Origin of the sequence: uncultured Pontibacter sp. (assembly GCF_947499215.1) — a bacterium.
In the GTDB taxonomy this organism is placed as follows: Bacteria; Bacteroidota; Bacteroidia; order Cytophagales; family Hymenobacteraceae; genus Pontibacter.
Genome location: NZ_CANMNI010000002.1, coordinates 1212062 through 1225853 on the forward strand (window position 1 = coordinate 1212062; position 13792 = coordinate 1225853).

13 protein-coding genes are annotated in these 13792 nt (G+C 49.6%); 8 read left to right on the forward strand and 5 right to left on the reverse strand.

Features of this window, described 5'->3' with window-relative positions; all coding sequences use genetic code 11:
• Nucleotides 1-45: 45 nt before the first annotated feature.
• The 4 genes from Q1A04_RS13425 to Q1A04_RS13440 all read right to left on the reverse strand — a co-directional run bounded on the left by Q1A04_RS13425 (nt 46) and on the right by Q1A04_RS13440 (nt 4351).
• Entirely contained in the window at nt 46-561 is a 516-nt protein-coding gene (locus Q1A04_RS13425; RefSeq protein ID WP_299706725.1) for a hypothetical protein, read from the reverse strand.
• A gap of 284 nt (nt 562-845) precedes the next feature.
• Nucleotides 846-1415: a hypothetical protein gene (locus Q1A04_RS13430; RefSeq protein WP_299706728.1), complete on the reverse strand. Its 570-nt coding sequence runs from the start codon at nt 1413-1415 to the stop codon at nt 846-848.
• A 62-nt stretch (nt 1416-1477) separates the two neighbouring features.
• Entirely contained in the window at nt 1478-3946 is a 2469-nt protein-coding gene (locus Q1A04_RS13435) for a TonB-dependent receptor (RefSeq protein ID WP_299706731.1), read from the reverse strand.
• Nucleotides 3947-4021: 75 nt separating this feature from the next.
• On the reverse strand, nt 4022-4351 hold the full coding sequence (locus tag Q1A04_RS13440; RefSeq protein WP_299706734.1) for a hypothetical protein: 330 nt from the start codon (nt 4349-4351) through the stop codon (nt 4022-4024).
• A gap of 317 nt (nt 4352-4668) precedes the next feature.
• Between Q1A04_RS13440 and htpG the strand changes: the two genes are divergently transcribed.
• Together htpG and Q1A04_RS13450 are read left to right on the forward strand one after the other, a co-directional pair.
• Nucleotides 4669-6492 (forward strand): molecular chaperone HtpG, encoded by a 1824-nt coding sequence (htpG, locus tag Q1A04_RS13445; protein ID WP_299706737.1) that lies wholly within the window; start codon nt 4669-4671, stop codon nt 6490-6492.
• Between the two features lie 224 nt (nt 6493-6716).
• Nucleotides 6717-7616 carry a hypothetical protein gene (locus tag Q1A04_RS13450; protein WP_299706739.1) on the forward strand — a complete coding sequence of 300 codons (900 nt, stop codon included), beginning with the start codon at nt 6717-6719 and terminating at the stop codon, nt 7614-7616.
• Here the strand turns inward: Q1A04_RS13450 and Q1A04_RS13455 are convergent.
• Complete coding sequence (locus Q1A04_RS13455; protein ID WP_299706741.1) at nt 7613-7975, reverse strand: YraN family protein; 363 nt, start codon at nt 7973-7975, stop codon at nt 7613-7615. The genes Q1A04_RS13450 and Q1A04_RS13455 overlap by 4 nt on opposite strands.
• A 265-nt stretch (nt 7976-8240) precedes the next feature.
• Here Q1A04_RS13455 and lipB point away from each other — a divergent pair, with 265 nt between their 5' ends.
• From lipB to Q1A04_RS13485, 6 genes are all read left to right on the forward strand, one after another.
• Nucleotides 8241-8957, forward strand: coding sequence for a lipoyl(octanoyl) transferase LipB (lipB, locus tag Q1A04_RS13460; RefSeq protein ID WP_299706743.1), 717 nt, complete (start codon nt 8241-8243; stop codon nt 8955-8957).
• Entirely contained in the window at nt 8958-9362 is a 405-nt protein-coding gene (locus tag Q1A04_RS13465) for a hypothetical protein (protein WP_299706745.1), read from the forward strand.
• Between the two features lie 30 nt (nt 9363-9392).
• Entirely contained in the window at nt 9393-10559 is a 1167-nt protein-coding gene (locus tag Q1A04_RS13470) for a DUF4271 domain-containing protein (RefSeq protein WP_299706748.1), read from the forward strand.
• Nucleotides 10560-10624: 65 nt separating this feature from the next.
• Nucleotides 10625-11416 carry a uroporphyrinogen-III synthase gene (locus Q1A04_RS13475; protein ID WP_299706752.1) on the forward strand — a complete coding sequence of 264 codons (792 nt, stop codon included), beginning with the start codon at nt 10625-10627 and terminating at the stop codon, nt 11414-11416.
• A gap of 154 nt (nt 11417-11570) precedes the next feature.
• Nucleotides 11571-12530, forward strand: a complete 960-nt coding sequence (locus tag Q1A04_RS13480) for a type IX secretion system membrane protein PorP/SprF (protein WP_299706755.1) — start codon at nt 11571-11573, stop codon at nt 12528-12530.
• A gap of 225 nt (nt 12531-12755) precedes the next feature.
• A complete protein-coding gene (locus Q1A04_RS13485; protein WP_299706758.1) occupies nt 12756-13775 on the forward strand; it encodes an SUMF1/EgtB/PvdO family nonheme iron enzyme in 1020 nt (339 codons plus the stop codon).
• The last annotated feature ends 17 nt before the right edge of the window (nt 13776-13792 follow it).

Sequence of the window (13792 nt, forward strand, 5' to 3'; positions counted from 1 at the left end):
TATAGCCCGCTGCGGTCTTTTTAATTTACTGTAGATATACCTTAGTTATTGAATGATCACATCAAAGTCAACTTCCACATCGGTTTCACCGGCAATAGAAGCGCCTGTTTTGAGGCCTCCCGGCTGGTGCTTCAGCACTACTTGCAGTTTGCCTGTTCCAGCGTTTGCACCAGTTGTGACCGTCGCTTCCAATCCAACAGGACGGTTGTTAGCATCCATGTCAGTGATTTGCACATTCATGTCTGTATCATTAGTCAATGAGTTGTAGTTGTAGATGAACAAATGCTCATTGCCATTCTGTCTAATCTCAGGCGTTCTATCTACAGCAGGTGTTTTGCTCTCATCCGAAAGGGTAATAGTGGCGTTATAGGTTGTATTAGCCTTTAGCGTAAGCGGGGCATCTTGCACATTGTTACCAGTGGTGTTGCGGATAGTCGCTTCTGCATCTTGACCTTTGCCATCATCAACGAGCGATAGTGTAACGGTCGTAATTACTTCGCCCTCATCAATCGGATCCGGATCATCGTCGTCGCAGGAAGTGGTAAATAGCAGGGTTCCCATCAGCAAAAACGCGAGATACGGTCTCAATAGCTTGTTCATACAAATTAATATTTCGTGATAATAATTATAAATTAAAATATAAGTATAGACAATTTTACACAAATGTACGACAGGTCATCCGGATTTGCCCTATGGCTATACGGCTAATATCCGAATTTATACCATTTATCCATACGTAATTGTCCATCTGATCTACTTGAAAAGCACCTATTTACATGATGGTAAGCTTAAGTTGTAAAAAAACGGACACCATGGCTGATGTCCGTTTCTATTGCTATACCTGTTTATTGGAGCGTGATTGAATAGGTTACATCCACATCTGTTTCACCGGTATTGACTGTACTGTTATCTGTTTTCAGGCCACCCGGCTGGTGCTTGAGCACCACGTGAAGCGTGCCTGCTTGCGCAGTTTGCGAGGTTTCGATAGTACTTTCCAGACCGATTGGACGGTTGTTGCTGTCACGGTCGGTTTTCGTTACCGTAACTAGCCCTGCGGGTGAAGGCTCAAAGAAAAGCTCATGCTCGGCGCCTTCCGCTCTGATCTCGGCTGTGAGATCCTCCGCGTCATGTGAGTCGTCCATCAGTGTGATGTTGGTGTTATACACAGTGCCTGCCTGTAGCACTACATTGGCAGGCGTCATCACAGGATCATCGCCACCCCTGCCGTCAACGTCGCGGTAAGTGGCCGTGATAGGCGTGCCGCCATCTTGTGGAGTCATAGTAAGTGTTACTGTCGTAATCAGTTCCCCTTCTTCGTGGCTATGTGGCTCATCTCCATGGTCGTCGCATGAAGTGAATGCCAGAAGAGAGCCAGCGAGTGCAAGTGTCAAGTATGGTCTGAATATTTTGTTCATGATGATTCGTATTTAGATGATTTTTTAAAAACTTAAAATGATTTGATAAAGAAGAGACAGGCTTAGCGGCCACTGAAATTCAGCGGAAGTTTCACGCGGAACAGTAGCATGCTGCCCATGTCGTCAGTAAAGTACCGGAGTCGGTTCAGGTAGTCGCGATAGGCGGTGTTGAGCAGGTTAGTGCCCGTAATGCCCAGCTCCACCGGCTGTTTGCCGATGCGTACCGTCGTGCCGGCCTCCAAGCTAAGCAGGAAGTAGTCTGCCGGCGGGTCCATCGGGTCGAAGTCGCCCTTGGTAGGCACTCTGGTCTGCTCGGCCACATAAGTGCCGCCCAGCGCAAAGTAGGTGTCGGTCAGGTTGCCTATACCTGCCAGCTTGCCTGGCTCGTAGCGGAGCACGTTCCTATACCTGTCGGCGGGCACCCAGATCAGGTGGTCATCCAAATTGCGGTTGATTCCCCGCACAATGGAAGTTCGCGACTCAAGCAACAGCTTGGGTGAAAACCTGTATTCCAAGTCCAGATCCGCCCCGCGCATAATCGCATCGGTCTGCCGGTACTCAAATGTCAGGAAAGCCCCGCTGATGGTGAGGGTCGGTCTGTCGGGCAGCGGCACCAAGTAAATGTAGTTGTTGATGTAATTGTTGTACAGGGTAAGCTTGCCGTTCAGGCGCGGGTTGCCATAGTAAGTCACCGAGCCCTCCAAGTTGTAGGCCTGCTCCGCATTCAGGTTGCGGTCGCCGATCTCGTAGCTGGCCGTGCCATGGTGAATGCCATCGCTGAACAGTTCGTTAGCTCCCGGTGCCCGCCACGCCGAGGTCGCGCTCAGCCCGAAAGTCAGGTGGTAACCCACATCGTACAAAGCCCCCAACGTACCGGACATGTTGTGGAACTGGTACTCCGGACGGATAACGTCATTGTTTCGCTCCCGCTTCGTAATGTTGAGCTTTTTGTAATCGTAGCGAACCCCGCCCTCCAGCTGCAGTTTGTCCTTGCGCCACGTCTCGGTCACAAAGGCGCCAGATGTGAAATTGCGGAAGTACGGAATGAAGTAGCGGCCCCCGTAGGTGTTGTTCTGGTAAATAGTCGTGATACCTGCAGAACCTGTAAAGTTACCCACTGGTGCATGCTCCCATATCGCCTCAGCTATCTGGGTGGTAATGGCCAGCGAAAGCTGCGGGTTATTGCCCGTGAAGCGGTGCGTGTCATACTCCTCCCGCAGGTTACGCTGCAAACCGTACACCAACTCCAGCCTGCCCGCATTGCCCGTGTTCATAAAAGCCTTGGCTTTGAGCAGGTGGTGCGTCACGTCTTGGTAAGGCCGCTCAATGGTGTAGCTGAAGTCCTCGCGGATCTGCAAAGGTCGCTCGCGCTCTATGGCGGCATAAAGGTCCGTAATATTGCCGACGTGGGCGGCTCTCAATATACCCAGCTTCGTGTTAAACTGGCTATAGAATACCTCCGTTCCGTAGTTTTCTTTCTTATACCCAAGTGCTGCCGAGAAATTCATTTCTTGGAAGCCAGTGTTGTGCATGTAGTAATCTGCCGTTCGGGCATTGCCAGCACGCTTGGCCGTACCTTGCAGGCGCCAGCTGAAAGGCGATTGGCTTGTCGGCTTGCCTTCCAACGTCGCCGAAACGCCTCCTTGGTAGTTGTTGGTCGAGCCCAGCAGGTTCAGTTCGCCGGTTACGCCAGCCGAGTCAGGCAGGGCCCTCGGCTCTACGATCACTACACCGCCGATGGCATCAGCGCCGTAGCGCACGCCGGCCGCTCCTTTCACTACTTTCATCTCAGACGCTACAAAAGGATCGATCTCGGGAGCATGTTCCGTACCCCATTGCTGCCCCTCGTGACGCACACCGTTGTTGAGCAGCAGGATGCGGTTACCGTGCAAACCGTGAATCACCGGCTTGGAGATGGTAGGGCCAGTCTGAATAGTAGAAACACCCGACAGGTTTCTGAGCGACTCCGCCAGCGAAAGGCCGCGGGTAGCCTCCAGTTCCCTGCCCGAAAGCGAAGCGCTGGACTGCGCCTCTTCCGTCAAGCGGTTGCCCGTGATTTCTACCACGCTCAGCTGCCGCGCATCGATGTGCAGCGTCAGGTTACGCACTGTGGAAGTCGTCATCCTCACAGAAGGCTGCTCCGGCGTGTACCCGATGTAGGTGATCTTCAGCGTATAGCTTCCACGGCACAAATGGTGGAAGTGGTAGTTTCCGTACTCATCCGATAAGGTGGCACGCTGCAGCTCTTCTATGTAAATAGTCGCGCCGATGAGTGGCTCACGGGTATCGTGATCCAGCACCTTGCCCGAAAGCGTCAGGCCGCAGTCCTGCTCCGGATCGTCGCCGTCCGTGAACATTTGCCCCTGCGCTAAGGCCGGGCCGACCGCTAACAGCAGCAGCCACGCCAGCAGCGTGTTAAAAAAAATGGTTTTGAACACTGTATAGGTATAAGGTATAGTAAGCACCACACACCATGATTGCAAAAAAAGGCAACCGCAGGTATAGGACTCACGCAGGTCAATAAAAAACAATGGTAAACCAGACAGCAGTGCACGAAAGCCAACAAGGGCAATGGGTATGCTAAGCTGATTTAAAGGGATAGGAAATTAAGCCACGGCAGGCGGGCCGCGCAGCGTTAGGCGTGCATTTGAAGAAAATGCCAGATTATCGGTATACCGTGCGGTATGCTCCGGCAAAAAGGAAGGCTCTTGGAAGGTATAGACTTCGGTTGCGCTTTGGTAAGGCGCTCCAAACAGGTCTTCGACCGGACAGTGATTGTGTTTCTTCTCGACATGCGCCTTGTTATGGTCGCCTACTAAGTGGCTATGCTCGGTATGGGCATGGCTATGCAGACTGAGCAGTAACTGGTCCGGCACCATGGCACGCGTGAACAGCAACAGCAGAAAGAGGGCGATATATGTCGTGAAACGGTACACCTATAGTCGGTCAATCAAAACAAAGATAATCGTTTTTTAAACATTGTTGCATTTACAAACAAACAATTCGCCTGTTCTGGTTCGCGCATGTGGCGAACAGATAGGAAGAATCATGCCAAAACAACAAGTTTTATACCTGTGTGATGCTTAACGTGCAAGGTATAGCAGATGTTTTCTGACAACCTGTCACAAATGCGTTGCTTCTGCACCTGTGGAACAGGATTTGAAAGCGCTTGAGCAGGAAAACCACTGTCCTATTCAAGGCACTGATTTCGAAGACATCACTTATTAAAATATAGATTTTAAAAGTATAGCACATGGAAGAAAGAGGTAATATTTCGATTCACACCGAAAACATTTTCCCGATTATCAAGAAGTTCCTTTACTCCGACCACGAGATTTTTCTGCGTGAGCTCGTGAGTAATGCCGTGGACGCCACCCAGAAAATGAAGCGCCTGTCCGCCATCGGTGAGTACAAAGGCGATTTGGGTGAGCTGAAAGTGGTAGTGAAGGTAGACAAAGATGCCCGCACGATCACGATTTCTGACAATGGTATCGGTATGACGGCCGAGGAAATCAAGAAATACATTAACCAGATTGCCTTTTCGGGCGCATCTGAGTTCTTGGAGCATTACAAAGACGCCGGTGAGCAGAACCAAATCATCGGTCAGTTCGGTCTGGGCTTCTACTCGGCCTTCATGGTGGCCGACCGTGTGGAGATCGTTACCAAATCTTACAAAGACGAAACTGAGTCAGCGCACTGGACCTGCGACGGCAGCACAGAGTTTGCAATCGCCCCGGCGCATAAAGAAGACCGTGGCACGAACGTGATTTTGAACGTGGCTTCCGATTCAGAGGAATTCTTGGAGACAGCCCGCATCCGTACCATTCTTGACAAATACTGCAAGTTCCTGCCGGTGCCGGTGGAGTTCGAGGGCGAGGTCATCAACAACCCGAACCCGATCTGGACCAAGCAGCCGTCTGAATTGACCGACGAGGATTACAAGAACTTCTACAAAGAGCTGTACCCATTCTCAGAGGCCCCATTGTTCTGGATTCACCTGAACGTGGACTATCCGTTCAACCTGACAGGTATACTCTACTTCCCGAAACTGAAAAACGACTTCGAGATACAGCGTAACAAGATCCAGCTATATTCCCGTCAGGTGTTCATTACCGACGAAGTGAAGGACGTGGTGCCGGAGTTCCTGATGTTGCTGCACGGCGTGATCGACTCGCCGGACATTCCACTGAATGTGAGCCGCTCTTTCCTACAGGCTGACTCCAGCGTTAAGAAAATCAACACCTACATCACGAAGAAGGTGGCTGACAAGCTGAACGATATCTTCAAGAAAGACCGCACAGCTTTTGAGACCAACTGGGAGGACATCAACGTGTTCGTGAAGTACGGCATGCTGAGCGACGACAAGTTCTATGAGAAAGCCAAAGACTTTGTGCTCTTGCAGAACACCGAAGGCAAGTACTATACCTTGGAGGAGTACAAGGCATTGACCCAAGCCAACCAGACCGACAAGAACGGTCAGCTGGTATTGCTCTATACCACCGATGCCGACAAGCAGCACGCTTTTGTGGAGTCAGCCCATAACCGCACCTACGACGTGCTAAAGCTAGACTCTGTCATTGACAGCCACTTTATCGGTATGCTGGAGCAGAAACTTGAGAAAACGACCTTGAAGCGTGTGGACTCTGAAACGATCGGCAAACTGATCGAAAAAGACGAGGCCAAAGACAGTGTGCTGAACGACACCGAAAAAGAAGACTTGAAGAAGATCTACGAGGCTGCTATCAACAACCAGAACATGATGGTTGAAGTGGCCCCGATGGCTCCGGACGATGCCCCGGTGATCATCACGCTGCCGGAATTCATGCGCCGCATGAAGGACATGAGTAAAGCCGGCGGTGGCGGTATGATGTTCATGGGTAACATGCCAGATACCTACAACGTGACCATCAATGCGAACCACAGCATCAACCAGCGCATACTCAAGGCGAAGGATGACAACAAGGAGCGCATTGCCCGTCAGGCCTTTGATTTGGCATTGTTGTCGCAGAATATGTTGTCCGGCTCAGCCCTGACTGCCTTCGTGAAGCGCAGCGTGGACCTGATCGATAAAGAATAGCATTGCTTTTCATAATTATACTTAAAGCATAAAAGCGGCACCCGGCTGGGTGTCGCTTTTTGCTTTAGGGTAGCCTTACTTGTGAACTAAGCCGCCCGACGAAAAGTTATATTGGCTAAACTCATTGGCGGGTTGGCCGGTATATGAATTTTAAGCATATTTACGTTGCTTAGAAAAGGTTCTGTCCATTCACCATTCAAAGCGCATTGATTCAAACTTATACCATGAAGCACTTTCTTCATCTTGTCTGGCTTGGTTTATTGCTGGTTGTGGGGCTTGCAGGCTGCAAACCGAACGCTTACAACAGCGACTATAACCTGACCCGCGCCGCCCTGAAGCAGAGTGCCAAAGCTGAGGCCATCGCTTTGGCGGATACGGCCAAGCCATCGATGGAGACCGGTGAGGCTGAAGAGGTAGAAGAGAAACATCAGAAAAAACGCAAGAGAAAAGCTGACAAGCGCTATTTCATGGGCGATAGAGTGTCGCGTGGCTTTGTGAAGTCCGGTGGCCGCGGTGACCGTGAAGTGGTAGAAACCTTTAGCTACTTGGTAGAGCACAAAGAACCGGATCCTTACGCTCCTGAGAAGTTCTATTACGACATCAAAAAGCGTAAGCTCTACAAAACCCGAAATGAGGTAGACCCCGATCAACATAAGGTGCTACATGGCGCTTATAAAAAGGAATTGGGAGGCGAAGTAGTAGAAGAAGGCTATTTCTTTGTCGGCACGAAGCACCTGCGCTGGGAACGCTACAACCGCAACGGCATTCTGTTATCCAAAGAGCATTTCGAAAAAGGCTTCCTGCGCGATGCCGTGGTGACCTACTATGAAGGCACCAAGAAAATAAAAGAAGTTATACCTTACGCCTATGGTGAGGTACAGGGCACGTACTACCGCTTCTACGAGAACGGGCAACTGGAATGGACCGGTCAGTATCAGAAAGGCCGCAAAGTAGGCGTCTGGGTCAAGCATTTCGATTTCAGAGCCCGTCGCCAGTACGAGTACCAGTATCCTAAAACGCCTTACGAGCCCGCCATGGAGCCATACCTTGTGAAGCAGTACGACCGACACGGCACCCTGATTTTCGAAAAGGACAAGCTGGACAAACGGGCCTCGGCACGTTAATGAAAAGCGTCTTCGATGTGAAACAGCTCCGGCGGGTTCGTCATGGTGATCGCGATAATATCAAACCGGATGTCCTCCTGCCAGCCTGCTTTTTGAATGTAAGAATCAGCCGCGTTAAGGATCATGCGCTGTTTTCGACGGTTGACAAACTCCTCCGGGTAGCCAAAATGGTCATTGGTTCGGGTTTTCACTTCCACAAACACCAGTAAATCGTCTTTGCGGGCAATGATATCGATCTCAGCCTTTCCCATGCGGAGGTTACGCTGCAGAATGCGATAGCCTTTTTCGCGCAGGTGGTCGGTGGCGAGGTCCTCGCCGTTGAATCCGGTAGAAAGATGTGGGGCTTGTGGTGTCGTCATAAACTGGCTTTCCTTGCCTTAAACTAAAAAGCATCTATCGGGGTTTTCTCTTGAAGGTATAGCCAATAGGTATAGCGCCCTGTTTGCGTATGCCCCCTAACAGCAGTATCTTTGAGGAAATTTGGTGAAAGCGAGTTGTTTAACTCCGCTATACCTTGATGATGAACCAGCTTAGCATTGGTTAAACACATGTTTCAGGACAGCTGCAGGTATAAAGTCTTACGCCTGACGGCTTGATGCTTGTGTCAATTTCAAAAGAAACAACGTGGTACAGAACAAAACGATAAAGTTTGAGCACTTGGGTCTGATCGACTACAAAGAGGCGTGGGACTATCAGGATAAGCTTTTTACGGGTATTCTGGATATGAAGGCCAGCAACCGCAATGCAGAACCTGAAGCACAGCAGACGACCCCGAACTACCTGTTATTTTGCTCACACCCGCACGTGTATACCTTGGGCAAGAGCGGACATGAGTCCAATTTACTCATCAACGAAGCAGGGCTGAAGGCAAAAGGTGCCACGTTCTACAAGATCAACCGCGGTGGCGATATCACTTATCACGGCCCCGGTCAGATTGTGGGTTACCCTATTCTGGACTTGGACCACTTTTTCACGGACATACACAAGTACTTGCGCTTTCTGGAGGAGGCCATTATTCTGACCCTGAAAGACTACGGCCTAGAGGCCGGGCGCATAGCGGGCTTGACCGGTGTCTGGCTGGACCACGTGGAACAGAAGAACCCGCGCAAGATCTGTGCGATGGGCGTGAAGTGCAGCCGCTGGGTGACCATGCACGGCTTCGCCTTCAACATCAACACCGACTTAGACTATTTTAACAACATCGTGCCATGCGGCATCACCGATAAACAGGTGACCTCATTGGCCAAAGAACTGGGCCGCGAATTGCCGATAGCGGAGGTGGAAGAAAAACTGCTGCGCCACCTATCGGAGCTTTTCGAGGCGACTATCACAAAAGAGTAAATGAAAAAAGATATTGATTTCACCCCGGTAGAAGGTGTGGCCGTTGCGATTGCCGCCACAGGCGATATTCCGGAAGAGCGTACTTGGAACGTATACCTCATCAACTACAATAGCGTGGCGCTCGACAATGTGTTTGTTACATCCAAAGGCTATGGTATCATCAAAGATGAAGAGGTAAAGACATCGGTGCTGCGTCACATGTTTGAGCGTGTGGAGCCCAAGAGCTTTGTACAGGTAGAGGTGATCGATCCGTCGGTATTCAAGCTGAACAACGAATATTGGGTAAGCTATTACATTGACGGCAAGATCTATGACAAGCGCTTTGTCTTCGTGCCTGATTCCATCACCGAGGATCACCTCATCGACATTAGCATGCTCCAAATGCAGGGTGTGCTGCATTCTTAAGGTATACATCCTGCTTACGATCCTCTGAACGTGTTTTATATAAATCGCACAAGGTATAGCTTAGGACTGCTCCTGCTGTTTTTAGTGTTGGCGTGGCCCCTACGGGCGCAGGTGCTGCCACTCGAGCAGAAAAACACCCTAACCGGTGACTGGCAGGTATACGATGCCGGCTCAGGGGATCTTGTGCCCTATGCCGCCAATCTGCATACGGGGTATGCCGCCGTGCACCAGTGGGTCGCCATTGCCCCTACCAAGCCTTTTGTGATCGAGTTCACGGCAAAGAAAGACCTGTGTATCTTTCTCAACAATCAGTTGGTGTTTACCGCCGACTCCACCTCGTCCTACACCTTTGACCTTTCCTTATGGGGCAAAGAAGTGAAACCGGTTAACGGGCGGCACTTGCTCTCTGTGTGGCATCCGTCGCAGCAGCCGAATGTGGGCACCTTTCGGAACCGCGTGCAAACTGAGCTTAATAGTAACCCAGAAATGCAGGGGAGCTTCTCCGTTCGTTTGCGGGAGTACGTCAATCAGAACGCCTTTATCATCTTTATGCTTTTGATCGGCCTGCTCTACGGTGGGCTTAAAACGACATTCCCCTCCGATTTCCATGCTGTTTTTGGGCTGCAGTCTTTCTGGCGCACGAAGACGCTGGAAGAGGGGATTTTGACCAAGCCCCTTAGTACTTGGTCGAGTATGCTGTTCATTCTGGTCTTCTCGCTTTCGTTGGCCCTGCTCATTGCCGCCATCCACACCAATGTGCAGCACATCCGCATTTTCAACCGCCTGTTCCCCGTTTCGGAGTCAGCAATCACGACTAAGATTCTGTTCTATACTTTCGTGATTTTCTCGGTTATCCTGATAAAATACCTTTTCTTGAAAGTAATGGGTTACATTTTCGGGTTGGAGCAGATCGTTCAGCTTCAATTCGGTGAGTTTCTGCGTTCTCTGCTGTTTCTGGGCTTGTTTCTGCCAGTTATCATGTTGCTTTATCTGGCCCTAAACCAAGCGGCCCCTGACACATTGCTCACCATTTCGAGCATGGCGGTGCTTTTAGTGCTGGTAATCACCATTGTTCGGGTGTTCGTGACAGTAAATAAGAAGACTTCTGTGATAAATTTGCATTTATTTTCTTACCTTTGCGCCACAGAAGTGATTCCGCTTGCCGTAATGCTAAAATTCATCGTGTTTAACTTTTAAAAACACAAATTTGCGTGACGAGCGGATGTGGCAGGTTACAATATTATAACAGACTACCGTACTCTATGGCTGAAAGTAAAGAAAAGGCTTGGGCAAACCCTGAAAGACACAGTGTTCCGATTAAGAGCATACTTGTAACACAACCGCAGCCTACTACCGATAACTCACCCTACCTCTCTATAGCCGAGAAGTACGGCATCAAGGTAGACTTCAGAGCGTTTATTGAGGTGGAGCCTGTTTCTTATAAAGAGTTCCGCAAAGACAAAGTGGATATACTTGCCCACACGGCTGTTATCTTCACCAGTCGCAACGCAGTAGATCACTTTTTCAGAATTTGCCAAGAGAGTAAGATCGAAATGCCTGCTGATATGAAGTACTTCTGTATTTCTGACCAGACGGCTTACTACCTGCAGAAATACATCACGCTGCGCAAGCGCAAATTGTTTGTAGGCGAAAAAACGGCAAAGGATCTTTTTGAGGTGATCAAGAAGCACAAGAACGAGAAGTTTCTGTATCCTTGCTCTAACATCCGCAAAGATGATATTCCAGGGTTTCTGCAAGCCAACAAGATAAAGCACACCGAGGCTGTTATCTATAAAACGGTGGCTGCCGACCTATCAGATTTGGACGATGTGACCTATGACTGTATCGCTTTCTTCAGTCCGTCAGGAATTACTTCGTTGTTTATCAACTTCCCTGACTTTAAGCAGAACAACACACGCATTGCGGCATTCGGCCCAACCACGGCCAAAGCAGTGCGCGATGCCGGTCTGGAGTTGGATATAGAGGCACCTATGCCGAATGCGCCGTCTATGACGGGTGCTATTGAGGTGTACATCCAGAACCAGAAAAAATAATATCGCCTTAAAAAGGCAGAGTAGGAAACACAAAAACGCAAAGGCAAGTAGAATCAACCAACTACTTGCTTTTGCGTTTTACTGTTTAATATATATATTTGGTTCAATTCTGGCTTTAAACCGTCCAGTGCTTTCTTGCTTTTTGCAGTAGCCTATGAAAAAGATTATACCTGCCGTATTGTTGCTGTTTGTCTGTCACCTCACCACGTGGGCGCAGCAACAGCCTCAGTTTACCCACTATGGTTTCAATGGCATGTATATCAGTCCGGCCTACGCCGGCATAACCAACCGGCCGGAGGTGCAGTCGATCTACCGCTACCAGTGGCTTAACTACGATGCCACATTCGACGATGGCGGCTCGCCACGCACGCTACTCTTAACAGCCCACACTCCGGTAAGGCTCCTGAAAGGTGGCTTAGGTATAACCCTCGTGCAGGACCAGATCGCTAACACGCGCATTCAGCAGGCGGCCCTTTCATACTCGTTTCATCTTAACATCGGCGAGGGCAAGCTAGGCGTGGGCGTTCAAGGCAATATTAACAATATCAGAAAGGGAAGTTACCGCGCCATAGACGAGGGTGACCCGAGCGTGCCGTTCAATAGTGCCGATACGAAATACGACATGGGTGCCGGGCTCTGGTATGAGTCGGAGCAGTTTTATGCGGGAGCCGGAGTGACCAACCTGCTGCGCTCCAGCTATGAGTTTATAGACGCCGGTAACACAGGAAACGGACGTGTGGTGGGCGAAAACCACATCTATGTAACGGGCGGCTACCACTTGCCGCTTACCAACCAACTGGTGGTCACCCCGACCGCCCTCTTGAAGCACGACAAAGAAACTTTTTCGTTTGATGCGGGCGCCCGTGTCACTTTTGACGAAAAATATTGGGGCGGATTGAATTATCGTCACCAAGAAGCTGTTAGTGCGCTTGTGGGTATAGCGATGTTGCAGGACAACGCGCTGCGGGTAGGATATGCATTAGACCTCACTACATTTAACAGAGAAGCGAAAGCCCCAACATCACATGAAGTGATGGTTTCCTATAGATTACCTGAACCAGTTGTTAGGTTTAGGCCGCCAGTGCGAACCCCTCGCTACAACTTCACTAAATAAATTTTTTTAGTATTGTATTTATCGCTGAAAAGCTGTATTCTTGAAAAAATACACTTAAAATAATGTCGATATGGTATAATAATCTTGATATTGTACCGTTCAAAAATTATTAATAAGGCACTTATTTAATTGTTTTTGTTTTATTTCTAAATCTCAATATATTTGCTACACCAGAAATAGTGGGCATAAATCATTGCTAAAAAATTTACTTTTTCCAAAGTCATCATGAACAAACTATTAAAGCTGTCTTCCTTCGCTTTGGCGGTGGTACTGCTTGCGAGTTGTGGGTTGAGAAGAGGTCCTCAGGGCGACCTCGTAGGCGCACAGGATCGACCAGACTACAATCCACAAGCTGTACCTTACGGCATGGTAGCCTGCCCGGGCGGTACTTTCCACATGGGTCAGGCTGATCAGGACATTGCGGCAACTATGGCCAACCTGAACAAGCAGGTAACAATAGGCGGCTTCTACATGGATGAAACCGAGATCACAAACAACGAATACCGTCAGTTCATCGAAGTGATGGTTAATGACTCGATCGATGTGCTTGGAGAGGACTTTGTAATGACAAGTCTATACCCTGACACCACGGTGTGGGTGCGCGACTTTACCTACCACATGGGTGACCCACTCATGGAGTACTACTTCTCTCACCCGGCGTTTGACGAGTATCCGGTTGTGGGAGTTAACTGGTTTGCAGCCAAGTACTTCTCTGACTGGAGAACCAAGCATAAAAACCAAGCAAATGCCGATAACGGTATGGCGCCAATGCCAAAATTCCGTCTGCCATCTGAGGCGGAGTGGGAATATGCGGCAAGAGGCGGTCGCGATGTGTCTACCTACCCTTGGGGCGGCCCTTACCTGCGTAACGCAAAAGGCTGTCTGCTGGCTAACTTTAAGCCGGGCCGTGGCGACTACTACAGCGACGGATTTACTTACACTGCTCCTGTAGCCCAGTTCTTCCCGAACGACTATGGCCTGTACGATATGGCCGGTAACGTGGCTGAGTGGTGCGAAGATGCTTACGCTGACGCTACTGTTCCAATTACTTGGGACTTGAACCCTGTATACTATGATGATAATGAGCCTCGCAAAGTTGTAAGAGGCGGCTCTTGGAAAGATATTGCATATTTCCTTGAGACTGGTACCCGTAACTTCGAATATCAGGACTCAGCCCGATCTTATGTCGGCTTCCGTAATGCCATGATCTATCTTGGCCGTTCTTCAGGAAGAGAATTCAGATAATTAGAAGCATCCCCATT

What these genes read in the sequence shown, in the direction of transcription:
- Q1A04_RS13425 (WP_299706725.1), bottom strand. Translation starts at nt 561, where the DNA reads ATGGGAACCCTGCTATTTACCACTTCCTGCGACGACGATGATCCGGAT.
- Q1A04_RS13430 (WP_299706728.1), bottom strand. Translation starts at nt 1,415, where the DNA reads ATGAACAAAATATTCAGACCATACTTGACACTTGCACTCGCTGGCTCT.
- htpG (WP_299706737.1), top strand. Translation starts at nt 4,669, where the DNA reads ATGGAAGAAAGAGGTAATATTTCGATTCACACCGAAAACATTTTCCCG.
- Q1A04_RS13450 (WP_299706739.1), top strand. Translation starts at nt 6,717, where the DNA reads ATGAAGCACTTTCTTCATCTTGTCTGGCTTGGTTTATTGCTGGTTGTG.
- Q1A04_RS13455 (WP_299706741.1), bottom strand. Translation starts at nt 7,975, where the DNA reads ATGACGACACCACAAGCCCCACATCTTTCTACCGGATTCAACGGCGAG.
- Q1A04_RS13465 (WP_299706745.1), top strand. Translation starts at nt 8,958, where the DNA reads ATGAAAAAAGATATTGATTTCACCCCGGTAGAAGGTGTGGCCGTTGCG.
- Q1A04_RS13475 (WP_299706752.1), top strand. Translation starts at nt 10,625, where the DNA reads ATGGCTGAAAGTAAAGAAAAGGCTTGGGCAAACCCTGAAAGACACAGT.
- Q1A04_RS13480 (WP_299706755.1), top strand. Translation starts at nt 11,571, where the DNA reads ATGAAAAAGATTATACCTGCCGTATTGTTGCTGTTTGTCTGTCACCTC.
- Q1A04_RS13485 (WP_299706758.1), top strand. Translation starts at nt 12,756, where the DNA reads ATGAACAAACTATTAAAGCTGTCTTCCTTCGCTTTGGCGGTGGTACTG.